Genomic DNA, 12,504 nt, shown 5'->3' with positions numbered 1-12,504 from the left:
AATTTAACCGGCACCTGTGTATATGTTACTGCCATTCCATCCACTTCCTTTCTAAAAGAGGGGCAAAGGTTACAACCCCACCCCTCCCCTTCTCTGATTAAATAACTTGTCCAACTTCATAAAATTTGTTCTTATCGGTTGCTTCATTCAGAACTTCAATGTCCTGACCGGTCAAGTCAGCATATTGAATTAATATGTTCTGAAGCTCTTTCTCATAAATAGAGTGTCTTCCATGGTTATTAAGTATCTTATTCCTCTCGGCCTTAATCAGATTAATGAAGCCTGTATTTAACTCTTCGTATGACATACTTCAATCTCCTTTCTTATTTGCTGATATTATATTTATAGAGATCTCCAATAGTAACTCTTACTACGGTTGACTTATTTCTGTTTTCAACTTCCTGTAAAATAGTGTTCCATGGAATCATAACCGGCTTAGTGCTATCATCCGCTGCCGGCTCTTGGAAGCAAAGCATCATATCAGCCACCTGGCGTAAACCAACAACTGCTTTTATCTCCTGATCAACGCGGTTCGTGATCGGATCAACAGCGCTATACTTAGGCAGCTCCATCATGATCTTACCATCTTTATAACCATGTCTAGCCTTCCATTCAATTTCAATTAGTCTGGTGATGTTACTATCAAGATAATTTTCCTTATAGTAGTCCATGACCTCGGAATCTTTCATAACTTTTAATTCCTTTTCTATAAAGGAAAGCTCTAAAGGATCTGTAATAGCTGTTACCGGGGCAATATCTTTTATGTATTTCTCTTTTGTGTCCTTGAGTGTTGCAATTATCTGATCTAGGGCGGTTACATTGGTATTCTTAAGCTGCATCTTCAAGGCTTCTTTCTGCTCCCGGGCATAATTCACGCTTAACATATCAACTGTCATTTTGTAGTGAATATCTCCGTACTGGAGCAGCAACCCATTAATTTTGTGGATCATCTCATCATAGTTCTTGGTGATGCCGGTAATATCACTCATGTACTTCTGTTTCTGTGCTTCTGTTAATTCTCTTAATTTCATTCTCTTTTCCTCTCTTTCTTTTAGGTTTATATTAATAGCAGCGTCTGGCTGTTATTAAATTCTTAATCAACACCCATTTTTGTAAAGGCAGCCTTTTCTGTGGAAGACATCCAGGAATATCTAAAGCTTGATAAACTACCTTTATAGGCTTGTGAATAGCTTATAGCGTATCTTTCCTCTAGTTCTCTTATTATCCGGCTCCGGCGTAATTTTTTAAGAGCACTGTTTTCTAATTGCCTAGCTCTTTCAATGGTTTTTCCTATATTATCTCCTGTTGCCTTTAAAGTGAGATTATTTTTAAATCTGTATAGAATAACCTGGTTTTCCTCTTCCGTAGTATTCTTTTCTACAATCTGCCATAACCCGGTTTTAAGATCCTGTTCAATAATTTTATTAACCACTTCATTCTCAATATTTGTGCTATCCGGAACGGTATCGCACACTAATAGGTCACCATCTTCAGAGCTGTTTACAGGTTCGTCCAAGCTTTCTATTTGTCCATACTCATAAATATACCTTTCAAGGTTTTTAAGCCGGTTAGGACTTATTCTTAGATGCCTGCATAACTCCTTATCAGTTGGATTTCTGCCTAGCTGTGACATATAAGCATTAACTATTCTTTTATACTTGTATATCAATTCATGCAGATGCACCGGAAGTCTTAATGATCTCCCGCTATTTTCTATGTATCTTTTGATTGCCTGGGCTATCCAGAAGCCGGCATATGACATAAACAGAACTTCATGCTCATTTTCATATCTTTGTACGGCTTCATATAGTCCAAAATAGCCCTCTTGCATCAGATCTTCTATTTCTGCATACCCGCGGTATCGGTTGGCAATTTTACGAATGTATTGTTCGTTCTGCTTATAGAGAAGCTCAAGGTTTCTTGAAGCATCTATGCCTTGTTTTATTTTCTCGACAAGTTCTTCATTAGTCAGCAATATATCAACCCCTTTATCCCTGGTTATCCGTTTCTTCTTCGTCATTCCAGAGATCATCCGAAACCTCGAAAAGAGCTTTAAGTGCATCATATCCATGTTCACCATTCGGATAATCAATCCTGTACCTTTCCGGATCCAATCCTAAGGCTTCAATAAATCCATCCTCGTTCGTGTCATAATCAAAGTGCTTAGCTGTGAGGATTTCCTTGGCCTGCATTAATAGCCTATCAATTAGTTTCATCTGCTCTTCTCCTTTGCCACACTATCAAGAAGTTGCTGCAGTTCCGCTATCTTCTTCTCCTGTTCGTCTGTCCTAATTGCGCTTAAAACAGAATTGCAGGCTGATATAATAGTGTTTCCTCTCTTGCTGTCCATCTCACCGTTCGCAACCATATTAGTAACCCTTACAAGGGTTTTTCTTACGTCTGTTGGAGTATTCAGTCTTAATCTAATCTTTGCCAAATTATCACCTCTTTCTTACAAGCTTCTTTTCTAATTCCCTCGCTTCCTTTACCAGGTTATCCTTTGGTACTGTGTGAGCGTTATTCTTCTTTTTGCGCTTATTCATTTGCTCAATCACCTCCTGCAGGCTTGGCAGCCCTGCTGATTAACTCATTAAATCTTTCTTCTGAAGGATTACCGTATGCAAGTTCCTTAAGTTCCTCGGTAGACAATCTTTTAAAGTCGTAGTTATCCAGAACATTACCTCTGATTCCGGCCATAATCTTCGCTTGCTTTAATAACTTATCTACTTTCTTCATGCTTTGCCCCCTGGGATATCATCAATAATTATTGTTACGTCATTGAATTGGTTAGGGTATTCTTCCGCTATCCTATTTGCTTCTTGCTCTGCTTCCGACAATGTATCATGCTCGCTTTTAATAATCATTGTTCCGCTTCCAGGTATCCCATCCCAGATTGAACATTGAAGGGTCCATTTTTTTCCCTTGCGATTAATCATTCCAAAAGTAAGGAAACCCTTTTTTGCTTCTTTCAATTCCTTAGCCTTAATAATCAGCTTATCTATTTTCGACATACACCAACCCTCTTTATTTCTTGATTTTTAGCCCCTTTTTATTATTTGTTTTTTATAACTATGCGCCACTTTTTAGCTTGTTTTGGCGCTTTAAATCTACCTTAAAGGCTGTAAACACAGGGCTTTTCTATGGAGTACCCCCTATTAATCTATTTGCCCGGTTTTCCCAAAAGTTCCTTTGATACTGTCTTATCTTGGCCTTATTCTTCCTTCTGTATTGTGCCTGGTACTCTCTTAACTTCTCTCTGTTTTTCTCCCTATACTGCCTATAATATTCTCTCTGTGCTGCTCTCGCACTCTCTGTCATGCTTTCTCACTCCTTCGTTATAGATAACATCATTAATATTGGTTTATCACTCTCTATCTCCCAGGGGGCAGGGCAATCTATAGAACATACCCTCTGACTTCCGTCGGCCATATTTACATAGAGAATTACCCCGCTTATTACCTGTGATCCATTTTCATAGTACCCGGCATACGTCGGTTCAATATCCGTAATGGTAGCCCCTTTTAAGGCTGTCATGTCTTTAATGGTTTTTATCTCTCTAAATTCCAGGCTATTAAATTCTTCATCTGACATCATAGGCTTTTCACTCCCTTTGTACTTTTTGTACTTAATAAACTTCTTGTACTTATTATACAACAAAAACATATATTTGTCTATGTTCTTTTATTTTGTTTTATACTCTTTATGTAAAATTACATGTATAACTTAACATAGAAAAATGCCTTTAAAGGGTAACTTATTCATCCAGGTTTTCCATCCGATATATAATTAAAATAATTCGTTCAGAAGCAATAATAATGAACGATATAAGAGGGGATGAGAGATATGCCTTTACCGTGTTATGAATGCAGCAAGGCAGATAAAGACACCTGCGCAAGATGCCGGGAAGCTCTAAAATATGACATTGTAAAAGAGATCACCGGTAATGCACCCAGGGTTTACCTGGATGAAAGTAACCGTAATAAAAGGGGATCTGTCAAGAAGGGAAAAATAAGCAAATATAACACTCATTATTTCAAGGTTCATTATGAGTATGAGAAGAACGGTCTTTCAATGAGTAAAATAGCTGAAATGCTGAAAATATCTAAGACTTTGGTATGGAACATAATCCATAATAAACAATAAAAAAGGTGGGTAGCATTTCACTATCCACCTTGTTGAGACGTCGCAACTATTTACTTTCTTTTACCAGCTTATCAAATGGTGTTTCTTCCGGTTCTATCGGTCTAAAATCATCAAAGTAATTGAATTTTGCTGTCATATACAAGCCTATGCTTCCTTTGGCTCCATTTCGCTGCTTAAGGATTTTTAGGTCTATTTCTTGCGGTTTTCCGTTTTTTGCCTGGGCTTCATTAATCCGGAATAGTTCTCGAATCCTCTTTGTACGATCCCTTTCGTTCTCTCCGTCTAGATACTCCATTCCAGAGTATTGAAGTCCTAACAATACATCACTTGAATATTCTATTGCACCGCTTTCCTTGAAGCTTGCCATACTGACCGGCTGCGAATAATTTTCACGATTGAATGAGCTTATAGCAACAACCGGGATTTTAAAATCCCTGCTGATTTCTTTTAGTTCAAATACCGCTATATCTGTGTTTTGCTTATCTGTGGCTCTTATATCTGTCGGTGCAATGATCTGTAGATAATCAATAAACACAACCGGTTTTCGGCCTGTAAGGGTAACGTGCTTATTCACTAATTCTCTTATATGCGCTACGCTCATTCTTTCGGCTGTTCCATCTTTATTGACATAGCGCCCCTCATAGATATACATATTCCCGGCAAATTGAGAATACACTTCTACACTTTTTTTTATCAAATCCTTTTCTTCCTGGGAATAATACCGGTATTTCTTTCCGGCCAATATCCCCCTGGTTGTCTTTGCGAGTTCCTTATTAAACTTGCTTTCGATAAATGTTAGCCGGCTTATGCTCTTTGCAATTACCTCGGATCTTGACATTTCTAAACTAAAAAATAATACGTCATGCCCCGCCCTGGCTATCTGATCAGCAACTTGCAGCGCAAAAGTTGTCTTTCCCAGGGATGAAATGGCCCCCAGAATGTAAAGCCCCTCATAAAATCCACCGTCTAACATATTGTTAAGTTCCAAAAAGCCGGTAGATATTGCAGGAGTATTTACACTCTCATTAATGCCATTTGTAAATTCTGCAATATGCTTTAAAGCGCTATTATTAAGATAATCTAGTTTTTCCTGCTCTACTGCCTTTCTTATAGCTTCAGCTATGTCAGATACAAAAGCTTCTTTGTCGTTCTGCAGGCTCTCATTTGCATCTTTCCCGTTGTTGGGCTTATGTATCGCATAATCAATACCTAAAATATTTAAGCCTTCCTTAACAGCTTCTACCGCTTTTTGCCCGGCTCCGTCATTATCTAGCATAATGATAAATTTGCTTTTAGGTTTATATTTTTTGCAAAGGCTTAAAAATCTCCTGTGAGCTGTACCTATAAAGGCTATCGCTTTTCCTCCAGCCATTTCAACACTTAGTGCATCATATATTCCCTCGCAAATAAAGATTACTTCTGGACTGTTACGGATTATATATCTTTCATTGAAAATATAAGCCTTTATGTCTTTAATTTTTCTGTACTTTCCGTTATATTCGTCTACCTGGCTTCTGTCTGTGATTTCCGTTATGAAGTAATTGCAAGTTTTATCGTCGTTGATATATGGCAACACATATTTATATAGCCCTTGTTTTTTCCCTTGGCTATGAAGCTCCGGAAAGTCTTTCAATAATGAGTTATAGCCATCTTTGCAATATCCTAATTTGTATTCCTTTATAATCTCATCTGACAACCCTCTGGATCTGTAATAATCCATGGCTTTAGGAGTGTTTAATAGCTCCTTGTGAGCTTCTTCTATAATTTTTGTAAAGTCATATACCTTGTCCGGCTCTTCAAGGTCTTCTATGTCGTCTATTTTTTGATTTCTTGGCTTAAACTCGTTTAAAGGTGTTTTATATTGTCTACTATCTTTTACCGGGCTAAAATCGTCCTGTGCGGTGTCAATTTCAATATTGTAAAGCTCATATGCTTTCTTAAATATCTCTGCATTGTCAGTTAATCCGTATTCTATGCCTATAAGGTCAAACGTGCTGTAATCTGCCCCGCATGAAAAACAATGAACTTTATTTCTCTTCACATCATAACTCATACTTGGGTGGCTATCGCTATGATCCGGATTAAGACACCTAAAAGGCTTTCTTAAACTTAACCCTCTTGCTGTCAGATAATTAGGAAGATCATCTTTTATATAAAGCTCTGCATCTTCTCTCTTCAATTTATTACCTCTCTTTCTAAAGCTGTTCCGGTGCAACTGGACACCAATGTCGGGTTGCTGTTCTGACGTCAGAACAAATATGATCTTTTGGTGCGGGTTCGACATCAGTGTCGAGGGTAGGTAACGAAATGTTACATACCTTTAAGTATTCGTCTTCCAGGACGAAAACCATATTCATTCTTCCTACGTGACGAGTGAAGCTGCAGCTTGCACCGGAAAATATAATTCTTACGATTTCGCAACTTTATTTCAATGCACCGGGGGGAATAATAAAGGTCTGCTTTTCTACCGGCTCAACCCTTGTGAAGTATTCGCTTGGATCTTCTCCCTGGGCTTCAAGCTCTTTTCCCATAACTTCAACCTGGTTTATAATTTCTTCTTCTGTAGTTCCCAGAGCTTCGGCCATTTCTGCCGGAGTGAAATATTCTCTTTCATGGAAGACATTTCCTAATGTCATTCTTAATCCTGTATAGATGGTCTGATAAGAGAATCCCTGCTTTAATCCGCTTTCTATTTCCTGTTCCAGAATAAAGCGGGTTACACCATACTTGGCATATGTACTCAACAAATTAGTGATTATATCCTCTCTACTCATTTCCCAATACCTCCCCTGGTGTCCTTTCAAGTTCTCCGCTTGCAACGCATAATTTTCTTAAATTTTTTGATCTGGTGTGTAACTCTTCTTGAATAGCTGCTATATCGTTATGCGTATCTATCACATAATCGAAAACTATTTCAAGATAAGTCATTACTCTGGAAGCTTCGTATTGCAACTTTTCAGCTGTTTTTCTCGGATCGTACATATTGTATTCTTCAAGAAGATCTCCTACCAATGTTCTAACCTTATCTAGGTTCATTTCAGCGTTGTCTAATTTTTCTGAAAACTCGTTCTTCATTCTTAATTCTTCTAAGCTTGTCATAATATGCAATTCTCCTTTTCTTGTTTTATTTCCAGGACAATGATATAATGACATTGCCTGGGTATAGTTCGTTGAGTTCTATTCCTAGTGCTAAGCCACGTTTCGCCTGCAAGTGTAGCGTGGCTTATTTTAATACTCTCATATGAGGATCACTCCTTTCAGCGTGAGTTTATATTGAAGCCTTTAAGAGGGCTTAATATTCTATGTTAAGTTATACGGATAATTCTGCATTAATCTTTTTGCCGCTGTTTATAGGCTATATTTACCTTTTGAATTTACTATAGCCACGCCATGCCCCTTTGTAAATAGGGGGCATGGCTGGCACTACAGTAAACATACTGTAGTACCTACAGTTTACTTATACCCAATTTAGAGAGTACCCCTTAAAGGCTTGATAACAAAGAGTTTGTCCTTATAATTGCATTCGAGTTTGGTGTAGTTAAGTTGCACCCCTAGTGTAGTTAAGTTGCACCCTTTTTTATTTTGGTGTAGTTAAGTTGCACCCCTAGTGTAGTTAAGTTGCACCCACTACTGATAGAAAATTTCCAATCCTACTTTTGTTCTTTTGTCTTCTCCTTCGTTATCTTTTATGTCTGCGTAGCTGTATTCTTTGAAGCCCTTTATGTAATCCTGTTTTACAAGATGATTGAGAAATATTTTCGCATTATTTCTTATGTCCCTGGCTTTTTCCTTAGGACAGTTAATATCCTTTAAAGGCTTCTTATATTTACCGTTATCATATTTTTCATTATCTTCCATTGAGATAAGGCCTACCTGTTCATAAATTTCCCTGTATCTGATACGGTTCATGCTTTTCCTTTTTTCATTTTTCATTTCGGCTATTCTTCCGAAAATATAGCTTTTCATAATAGATATACCGTCAGTGGCTTTTAAACAATCTTTTGTATTCATCTTGCTGATTTCAATGGATGTATAATTGCCGACGTCTTTAGCATATCTCCATAGAATAGGCATAGTGTTGAATTGATAGCCCTTTACAATATTGCCCCCGGCTTTAACGGTTGCACCAGTTAAGGAAAGCGCCATATCGTCTAAGACTGCTTTATCAACTTTTTCATGCGCTTTTCGATACATATTTAACTGATCTGTATATGTTATTGTTACTTTCGTACCTCTTAACTTCTCTATACTTTCTTCTACTTGCATTACTGCATTGTCTTTAATATAAGCGCTTCCGCCTAGAAACTTAGCCACTCTAGCGACCATGTCACTTGTAAAAATATAATTACCAGCTTCCCATAGGGAATCAATAGCATCCAGAATTAACATATCATAAAAGTTAATAGGGGAATTAATATTTACATTCTTATCCTTTATTATAAGGGCTGTTATTTCCGCCTTTATTTTCACCTTTTTCTTGCTTTTTTGTCCGGAAACAGTGAGGGTTAATTCCCTGTTCAAATTATTGCTAGGCATATTTTTAGCAAGCTTTGTGATATTTTTGAAGAACATTTCAGTTGGTTTACCAGGGAGAGTTTCTATTTCTTCATCATTGGTAACTATTAAAGGCCTGTTGCTTTTAGATGTCTTCTTTAGATTGAATAAGAAATCGTCATTTTCCTGGCTTTCCTCTATTTCATGAATTTCTTTTAATACTTTATCTACTCCGTTTTCTGAAATATCCTGTATAACAAGACTTAAAATATCCGCATAATCGCCAAAAAGACAATGCCTGGAAAGAAAATAAATGATAAGGTTTCCCTGCTCTTCTGTCACCCCCGGCAGGCTGCATAATTGATTTTCAAGATCTTCAACTGCATATTTATGTTTTGTTAAATTGTCATGTGATTTCATAAACCGATCCAACATATCAAAATAATTTTCGCTAGTCATTCGTGTTCGTCACCTGCCTTAGAGTTTTTCTATCAGCTTCTTAGCTTCTTGGTACACCTCTTCTTTGGCTTCTCTTTCTTGGTCTAATATGCTGTTGACGAATTGCGTCATTGTCTGCCCTTTGATCTTAGCCATTATTCTGATAAAGTCTATATTGTCCGGGGTAAATGCCATATTAATACGCTGCATTTTAAAGCCTTTTTTACCTTGTGTTTGTTGTACTTGTTGCGCTTCATATACTTCTTGTACTTCATGTTCTTCTTGTATATTATGAGTTTCTTGTGTCGGTTGTATTCCTGTAAAAAACTTTTCAGAAACATTTTTTAATTTGTCGGTATAGTCTTTCGCCATTATAATAACCTCTCTTTACCTTTTATTTAACAGCTCATCCAATAGGCTGCTATAGTCCTGCGTTACGTTCGCATTGGGTGAATTATCGTATATGGTAGTTTGCATTGCCTGGGCTTCTTTGATCGCTATACCCTCTCTTATAACTGTATCAAATACCTTGGTTTCTAACTGCTTAGCTGTTTCCTGCATAACCTCTTTTAAGTTTCTACTGATAATTGCTCTTTTATTATATCTTGTTATTAGTAAGCCCTCTACAATAAGATCTTTATTACAATACTTCCTTACGTTGTCTACAAGCCCCCTTAATTGGCTTAAGCCTTGTAAGCTATATATATCTGCACCCATGGGAATAATAAGGCTATTTGAAGCGGTTAGGGCATTTATAGTAAGTATTCCAAGTGCGGGTGGAGTATCAATAACAATATATTCATAATCACCCTTTAAAGGCTCTAGGATCTCATTAAGGATATATTCACGCCCAGGCTTTGTATATTCCATATCTGCCCCGGCAAGTAGTAAGCTGCCTGGTATAAGATCTCCGTGTTCCATATGATGGATAACAGAAGAGGGGTTTTTAATTTCTTCATTGAATAACTCATATATGGTCGGTGTGCTTCCATCTGCGCCCATTGTATACGTTAAATTACTTTGTGGATCAAGATCCACTAAAAGGGTTTTAAGTCCTCTATGGTTTAATCCGGTAGCTATGGCGTGGGCTGTAGTGGTCTTTCCTACACCGCCTTTTTGATTGGTTATAGTTATTGTTCTGCTCATTCTACCACCACTCCCCATTCTCTTTGTAGGGCCACCAATCACCACTATCATACTGAATACAGATAAATCCGTCTTTGTCTATCCATACTTTGTCAATTTCTCCAAACCGCCAATTTTCAAAGGCTTTCTTGTGGTTCTCATAGTGTTCTTTGGCTCTCTGTTCTAAATATGCTTTAAGCCGCTTAAATTCATCAATCGTATTGGTTTCATTATTTATTGTGTGCATATTATTCTCCTTTCAGATAAATGCAAAGCTCCACTTTATACATACCGCCACCAATGATATTGAAGTGGTCTACTTGTTTGTTCCGGATTTCTTTAAATATTTCTGAATTGATAATCTCTTCTTGGGCGGCTTCCTCAAAGAAGGTTTTTTCATACTTGTGTTTATCATAATTGTAAGGTTCTTGTTGAATAGATACGCAATCTTGAACGCAACCGCCCTGGTGCATTTTAAGAAAGTTTTGTAACGTCATTTTATCCCTCTCTTTCTACGTTAAGTTATACGTCTAATTTTTCGTAAGCTCCTCGATTGCTTCCCTGGAAATTCTCCATACACGCCCTACCTTAAAGGCTTTCAATTCATTATCCTTAATAAGGCGTCTTACTGTTCTTTCGTGTACGCCCAGAATATCAGCGGTTTCATAAATATTATAAAATAGTTGGTTCAGATCTTCCGGTCGCTGTAAGTCTTTTTTAGGTCTTCCTGCGCTCACGCTATCATCTCCTTTCTAATGGATCTTAAATACTGTAATGCTTTATTTAGTTCGTCCTGGTCAAGCTCTTCCAGAAGCTCCTGGGCTTCCTGTAATTTGCTTTCATCATCTTTTTTAAATATATAATTAAATATAGCCTGCTCGCTATGATCCTTTTCCCTTTCAATATTGTGGGCGTATATTCCTGTTGTGGCCGGGTCTGCATGGCGGGCAAAGTGTTGAGCTTGTTGTATGGAACTTCCGCTTTTAAGAAGCATTGTTACTGCTGTATGTCTTAAACTGTGGGCGGTTATTCGATCGCTGTCATATCCTGCAGCTCTAAATATATTTTTTATTAATCGGCTTATGCTTGGCTCTGTAATGCGTTGCCCTTTGCTGTTATTGCTTGTGCTGACAAAAAGGGCTTCTTTCTTTTTAGCTCCTGGACGGGTATTTAGATATGCTTCTAATGCTTCTTGTACTTCCGGTACAAGTTTGATGTATTCATCTTTTTCATCCCTACCTTTTCCCTGGATGAATAAAACCTTTTCCCCGGCTATGGTCTTGATGTCTTCAATGTTGGCTCTGTGTAATTCGATAATTCTTAGCCCGCCGGTTACAGAAAGAAGGATCATAGCATAATCTCTTTTTCCTGTTGTTGTGTTTCGGTCTATGCTATTACAAATATTTATGATGTCGGATTCCTTTAAAGCGTCTTTTTTGGTGTTGTCGTGTTTTACCTTGGCACCCTTAATATTGTCGGCAATATTAGGATATAAGCCCTCGCTTGAAGTCCATTTGAAGAAGTGTTTAACAGCCCTTAAATATTGCTGCTTAGTCCCGGCAGTAAAGTCGCTACGTTCCAGCTCTTCTTTATAGGCTTTAATATCTTCTCTTGTTGGCCGGATTATATTGTTCCTTTGCAACCATCTTGCAAAAGCTCTAAGGCATACAGCATAGCCTTTAAGGGTGGTTTCTTTTACATCTGTATATTCTATAAACCTGGTAAATAAAGAAGCGTTAAATTGTACATTTTGTGTTATTTGTACCTCTTGTACTTGTAGCTTCGTGTTCATATCATCACCTCTTAATGATGATTATATAATTTTTATCAATTAATGTCAATAGATATAAAATAAATTTGTACTTCTTGTGTTTCTTAACACAAAAAACACCCCGCAAGCATAGGCAAAGTAGTACCTGCAGGGCGTAAATATATGCTTTTTCTATTTCAGATAACTTCTTTTAAAACCATCAATTTGACGAAAGGCACTATCAGCTTGGTAAGTGCTTAAGGCCCCCAGGTTCTTTAGCGTTTCAATTCCGGTCATAACTGTATCTGCTTGTGCTATGTTGCCTACATGGAAAGATGTTTCTATAGTATAAATTTTATTAGGATTACTACCGTTTATCATTTCAAGTACATCTATAACACTGGCCAATGTATTTTTATTGATTTCTAATTTAACCGGCACCTGTGTATATGTTACTGCCATTCCATCCACTTCCTTTCTAAAAGAGGGGCAAAGGTTACAACCCCACCCCTCCCCTTCTCTGATTAAATAACTTGTCCAACTTCATAAAATTT

General features: G+C 37.4%; 21 protein-coding genes. 1 reads left to right on the top strand and 20 read right to left on the bottom strand.

Translation table 11 applies throughout. From position 1 onward, the window contains the following. Positions 1–97: 97 nt before the first annotated feature. The 9 genes from H0486_RS18230 to H0486_RS18190 form a co-directional block, all read right to left on the bottom strand. Positions 98–307 carry a hypothetical protein gene (locus tag H0486_RS18230; protein ID WP_228354493.1) on the bottom strand — a complete coding sequence of 70 codons (210 nt, stop codon included), beginning with the start codon at positions 305–307 and terminating at the stop codon, positions 98–100. A gap of 16 nt (positions 308–323) precedes the next feature. Continuing rightward, positions 324–1,031, bottom strand: a complete 708-nt coding sequence (locus H0486_RS18225; protein WP_228354492.1) for a hypothetical protein — start codon at positions 1,029–1,031, stop codon at positions 324–326. Between the two features lie 62 nt (positions 1,032–1,093). Then, positions 1,094–2,020: a sigma-70 family RNA polymerase sigma factor gene (locus H0486_RS18220; RefSeq protein WP_228354491.1), complete on the bottom strand. Its 927-nt coding sequence runs from the start codon at positions 2,018–2,020 to the stop codon at positions 1,094–1,096. After that, positions 1,989–2,216, bottom strand: a complete 228-nt coding sequence (locus H0486_RS18215) for a hypothetical protein (RefSeq protein WP_228354490.1) — start codon at positions 2,214–2,216, stop codon at positions 1,989–1,991. The genes H0486_RS18220 and H0486_RS18215 overlap by 32 nt, the downstream gene beginning before the upstream one ends. Then, positions 2,213–2,437 carry a hypothetical protein gene (locus H0486_RS18210; protein WP_228354489.1) on the bottom strand — a complete coding sequence of 75 codons (225 nt, stop codon included), beginning with the start codon at positions 2,435–2,437 and terminating at the stop codon, positions 2,213–2,215. Before H0486_RS18210 ends, H0486_RS18215 begins: the two co-directional genes overlap by 4 nt. Before the next feature lie 110 nt (positions 2,438–2,547). Beyond that, complete coding sequence (locus H0486_RS18205) at positions 2,548–2,736, bottom strand: hypothetical protein (RefSeq protein WP_228354488.1); 189 nt, start codon at positions 2,734–2,736, stop codon at positions 2,548–2,550. Beyond that, positions 2,733–3,011 (bottom strand): hypothetical protein, encoded by a 279-nt coding sequence (locus tag H0486_RS18200; protein ID WP_228354487.1) that lies wholly within the window; start codon positions 3,009–3,011, stop codon positions 2,733–2,735. The genes H0486_RS18205 and H0486_RS18200 overlap by 4 nt, the downstream gene beginning before the upstream one ends. A 127-nt stretch (positions 3,012–3,138) precedes the next feature. After that, positions 3,139–3,318 (bottom strand): phosphatase, encoded by a 180-nt coding sequence (locus H0486_RS18195; protein ID WP_228354486.1) that lies wholly within the window; start codon positions 3,316–3,318, stop codon positions 3,139–3,141. A 6-nt stretch (positions 3,319–3,324) separates the two neighbouring features. Further along, on the bottom strand, positions 3,325–3,594 hold the full coding sequence (locus tag H0486_RS18190; RefSeq protein ID WP_228354485.1) for a hypothetical protein: 270 nt from the start codon (positions 3,592–3,594) through the stop codon (positions 3,325–3,327). Positions 3,595–3,843: 249 nt separating this feature from the next. Between H0486_RS18190 and H0486_RS18185 the strand changes: the two genes are divergently transcribed. Continuing rightward, positions 3,844–4,143 (top strand): hypothetical protein, encoded by a 300-nt coding sequence (locus tag H0486_RS18185; RefSeq protein ID WP_228354484.1) that lies wholly within the window; start codon positions 3,844–3,846, stop codon positions 4,141–4,143. 46 nt (positions 4,144–4,189) lie between these two features. Here the strand turns inward: H0486_RS18185 and H0486_RS18180 are convergent, their stop codons facing one another. The 11 genes from H0486_RS18180 to H0486_RS18130 all read right to left on the bottom strand — a co-directional run bounded on the left by H0486_RS18180 (position 4,190) and on the right by H0486_RS18130 (position 12,412). After that, positions 4,190–6,322 (bottom strand): DnaB-like helicase C-terminal domain-containing protein, encoded by a 2,133-nt coding sequence (locus tag H0486_RS18180; protein ID WP_228354483.1) that lies wholly within the window; start codon positions 6,320–6,322, stop codon positions 4,190–4,192. A gap of 244 nt (positions 6,323–6,566) precedes the next feature. Then, positions 6,567–6,917: a hypothetical protein gene (locus tag H0486_RS18175; RefSeq protein WP_228354482.1), complete on the bottom strand. Its 351-nt coding sequence runs from the start codon at positions 6,915–6,917 to the stop codon at positions 6,567–6,569. Next, positions 6,910–7,242, bottom strand: coding sequence for a hypothetical protein (locus H0486_RS18170; RefSeq protein WP_228354481.1), 333 nt, complete (start codon positions 7,240–7,242; stop codon positions 6,910–6,912). Before H0486_RS18170 ends, H0486_RS18175 begins: the two co-directional genes overlap by 8 nt. A 528-nt stretch (positions 7,243–7,770) precedes the next feature. Next, positions 7,771–9,057, bottom strand: coding sequence for a hypothetical protein (locus H0486_RS18165; RefSeq protein WP_228354480.1), 1,287 nt, complete (start codon positions 9,055–9,057; stop codon positions 7,771–7,773). A gap of 57 nt (positions 9,058–9,114) precedes the next feature. Beyond that, positions 9,115–9,447 carry a hypothetical protein gene (locus H0486_RS18160; protein ID WP_228354479.1) on the bottom strand — a complete coding sequence of 111 codons (333 nt, stop codon included), beginning with the start codon at positions 9,445–9,447 and terminating at the stop codon, positions 9,115–9,117. Positions 9,448–9,462: 15 nt separating this feature from the next. Further along, positions 9,463–10,221 (bottom strand): ParA family protein, encoded by a 759-nt coding sequence (locus tag H0486_RS18155; protein ID WP_228354478.1) that lies wholly within the window; start codon positions 10,219–10,221, stop codon positions 9,463–9,465. Position 10,222: 1 nt separating this feature from the next. Beyond that, positions 10,223–10,447 (bottom strand): hypothetical protein, encoded by a 225-nt coding sequence (locus H0486_RS18150; protein WP_228354477.1) that lies wholly within the window; start codon positions 10,445–10,447, stop codon positions 10,223–10,225. A gap of 1 nt (position 10,448) precedes the next feature. Beyond that, positions 10,449–10,697, bottom strand: coding sequence for a hypothetical protein (locus tag H0486_RS18145; RefSeq protein ID WP_228354476.1), 249 nt, complete (start codon positions 10,695–10,697; stop codon positions 10,449–10,451). Positions 10,698–10,730: 33 nt separating this feature from the next. Then, positions 10,731–10,937 carry a helix-turn-helix domain-containing protein gene (locus tag H0486_RS18140; RefSeq protein WP_228354475.1) on the bottom strand — a complete coding sequence of 69 codons (207 nt, stop codon included), beginning with the start codon at positions 10,935–10,937 and terminating at the stop codon, positions 10,731–10,733. Next, positions 10,934–11,992, bottom strand: a complete 1,059-nt coding sequence (locus H0486_RS18135; RefSeq protein WP_228354474.1) for a tyrosine-type recombinase/integrase — start codon at positions 11,990–11,992, stop codon at positions 10,934–10,936. The genes H0486_RS18140 and H0486_RS18135 overlap by 4 nt, the downstream gene beginning before the upstream one ends. A 150-nt stretch (positions 11,993–12,142) precedes the next feature. After that, on the bottom strand, positions 12,143–12,412 hold the full coding sequence (locus H0486_RS18130) for a hypothetical protein (protein WP_228354473.1): 270 nt from the start codon (positions 12,410–12,412) through the stop codon (positions 12,143–12,145). Positions 12,413–12,504: the final 92 nt, after the last annotated feature.

It is taken from the genome of Variimorphobacter saccharofermentans (assembly GCF_014174405.1).
Taxonomy (GTDB): Bacteria; Bacillota; Clostridia; order Lachnospirales; family Lachnospiraceae; genus Mobilitalea; species Mobilitalea saccharofermentans.
This window is presented reverse-complemented; position numbering and strand designations above follow the sequence as displayed.

Bases quoted from the DNA above. Each gene is read 5' to 3' on its own strand.
- H0486_RS18230 (WP_228354493.1), bottom strand. From the start codon at position 307: ATGTCATACGAAGAGTTAAATACAGGCTTCATTAATCTGATTAAGGCC.
- H0486_RS18225 (WP_228354492.1), bottom strand. From the start codon at position 1,031: ATGAAATTAAGAGAATTAACAGAAGCACAGAAACAGAAGTACATGAGT.
- H0486_RS18220 (WP_228354491.1), bottom strand. From the start codon at position 2,020: ATGACGAAGAAGAAACGGATAACCAGGGATAAAGGGGTTGATATATTG.
- H0486_RS18215 (WP_228354490.1), bottom strand. From the start codon at position 2,216: ATGAAACTAATTGATAGGCTATTAATGCAGGCCAAGGAAATCCTCACA.
- H0486_RS18205 (WP_228354488.1), bottom strand. From the start codon at position 2,736: ATGAAGAAAGTAGATAAGTTATTAAAGCAAGCGAAGATTATGGCCGGA.
- H0486_RS18200 (WP_228354487.1), bottom strand. From the start codon at position 3,011: ATGTCGAAAATAGATAAGCTGATTATTAAGGCTAAGGAATTGAAAGAA.
- H0486_RS18195 (WP_228354486.1), bottom strand. From the start codon at position 3,318: ATGACAGAGAGTGCGAGAGCAGCACAGAGAGAATATTATAGGCAGTAT.
- H0486_RS18190 (WP_228354485.1), bottom strand. From the start codon at position 3,594: ATGATGTCAGATGAAGAATTTAATAGCCTGGAATTTAGAGAGATAAAA.
- H0486_RS18185 (WP_228354484.1), top strand. From the start codon at position 3,844: ATGCCTTTACCGTGTTATGAATGCAGCAAGGCAGATAAAGACACCTGC.
- H0486_RS18175 (WP_228354482.1), bottom strand. From the start codon at position 6,917: ATGAGTAGAGAGGATATAATCACTAATTTGTTGAGTACATATGCCAAG.
- H0486_RS18170 (WP_228354481.1), bottom strand. From the start codon at position 7,242: ATGACAAGCTTAGAAGAATTAAGAATGAAGAACGAGTTTTCAGAAAAA.
- H0486_RS18165 (WP_228354480.1), bottom strand. From the start codon at position 9,057: ATGAAATCACATGACAATTTAACAAAACATAAATATGCAGTTGAAGAT.
- H0486_RS18160 (WP_228354479.1), bottom strand. From the start codon at position 9,447: ATGGCGAAAGACTATACCGACAAATTAAAAAATGTTTCTGAAAAGTTT.
- H0486_RS18155 (WP_228354478.1), bottom strand. From the start codon at position 10,221: ATGAGCAGAACAATAACTATAACCAATCAAAAAGGCGGTGTAGGAAAG.
- H0486_RS18150 (WP_228354477.1), bottom strand. From the start codon at position 10,447: ATGCACACAATAAATAATGAAACCAATACGATTGATGAATTTAAGCGG.
- H0486_RS18145 (WP_228354476.1), bottom strand. From the start codon at position 10,697: ATGACGTTACAAAACTTTCTTAAAATGCACCAGGGCGGTTGCGTTCAA.
- H0486_RS18135 (WP_228354474.1), bottom strand. From the start codon at position 11,992: ATGAACACGAAGCTACAAGTACAAGAGGTACAAATAACACAAAATGTA.
- H0486_RS18130 (WP_228354473.1), bottom strand. From the start codon at position 12,412: ATGGCAGTAACATATACACAGGTGCCGGTTAAATTAGAAATCAATAAA.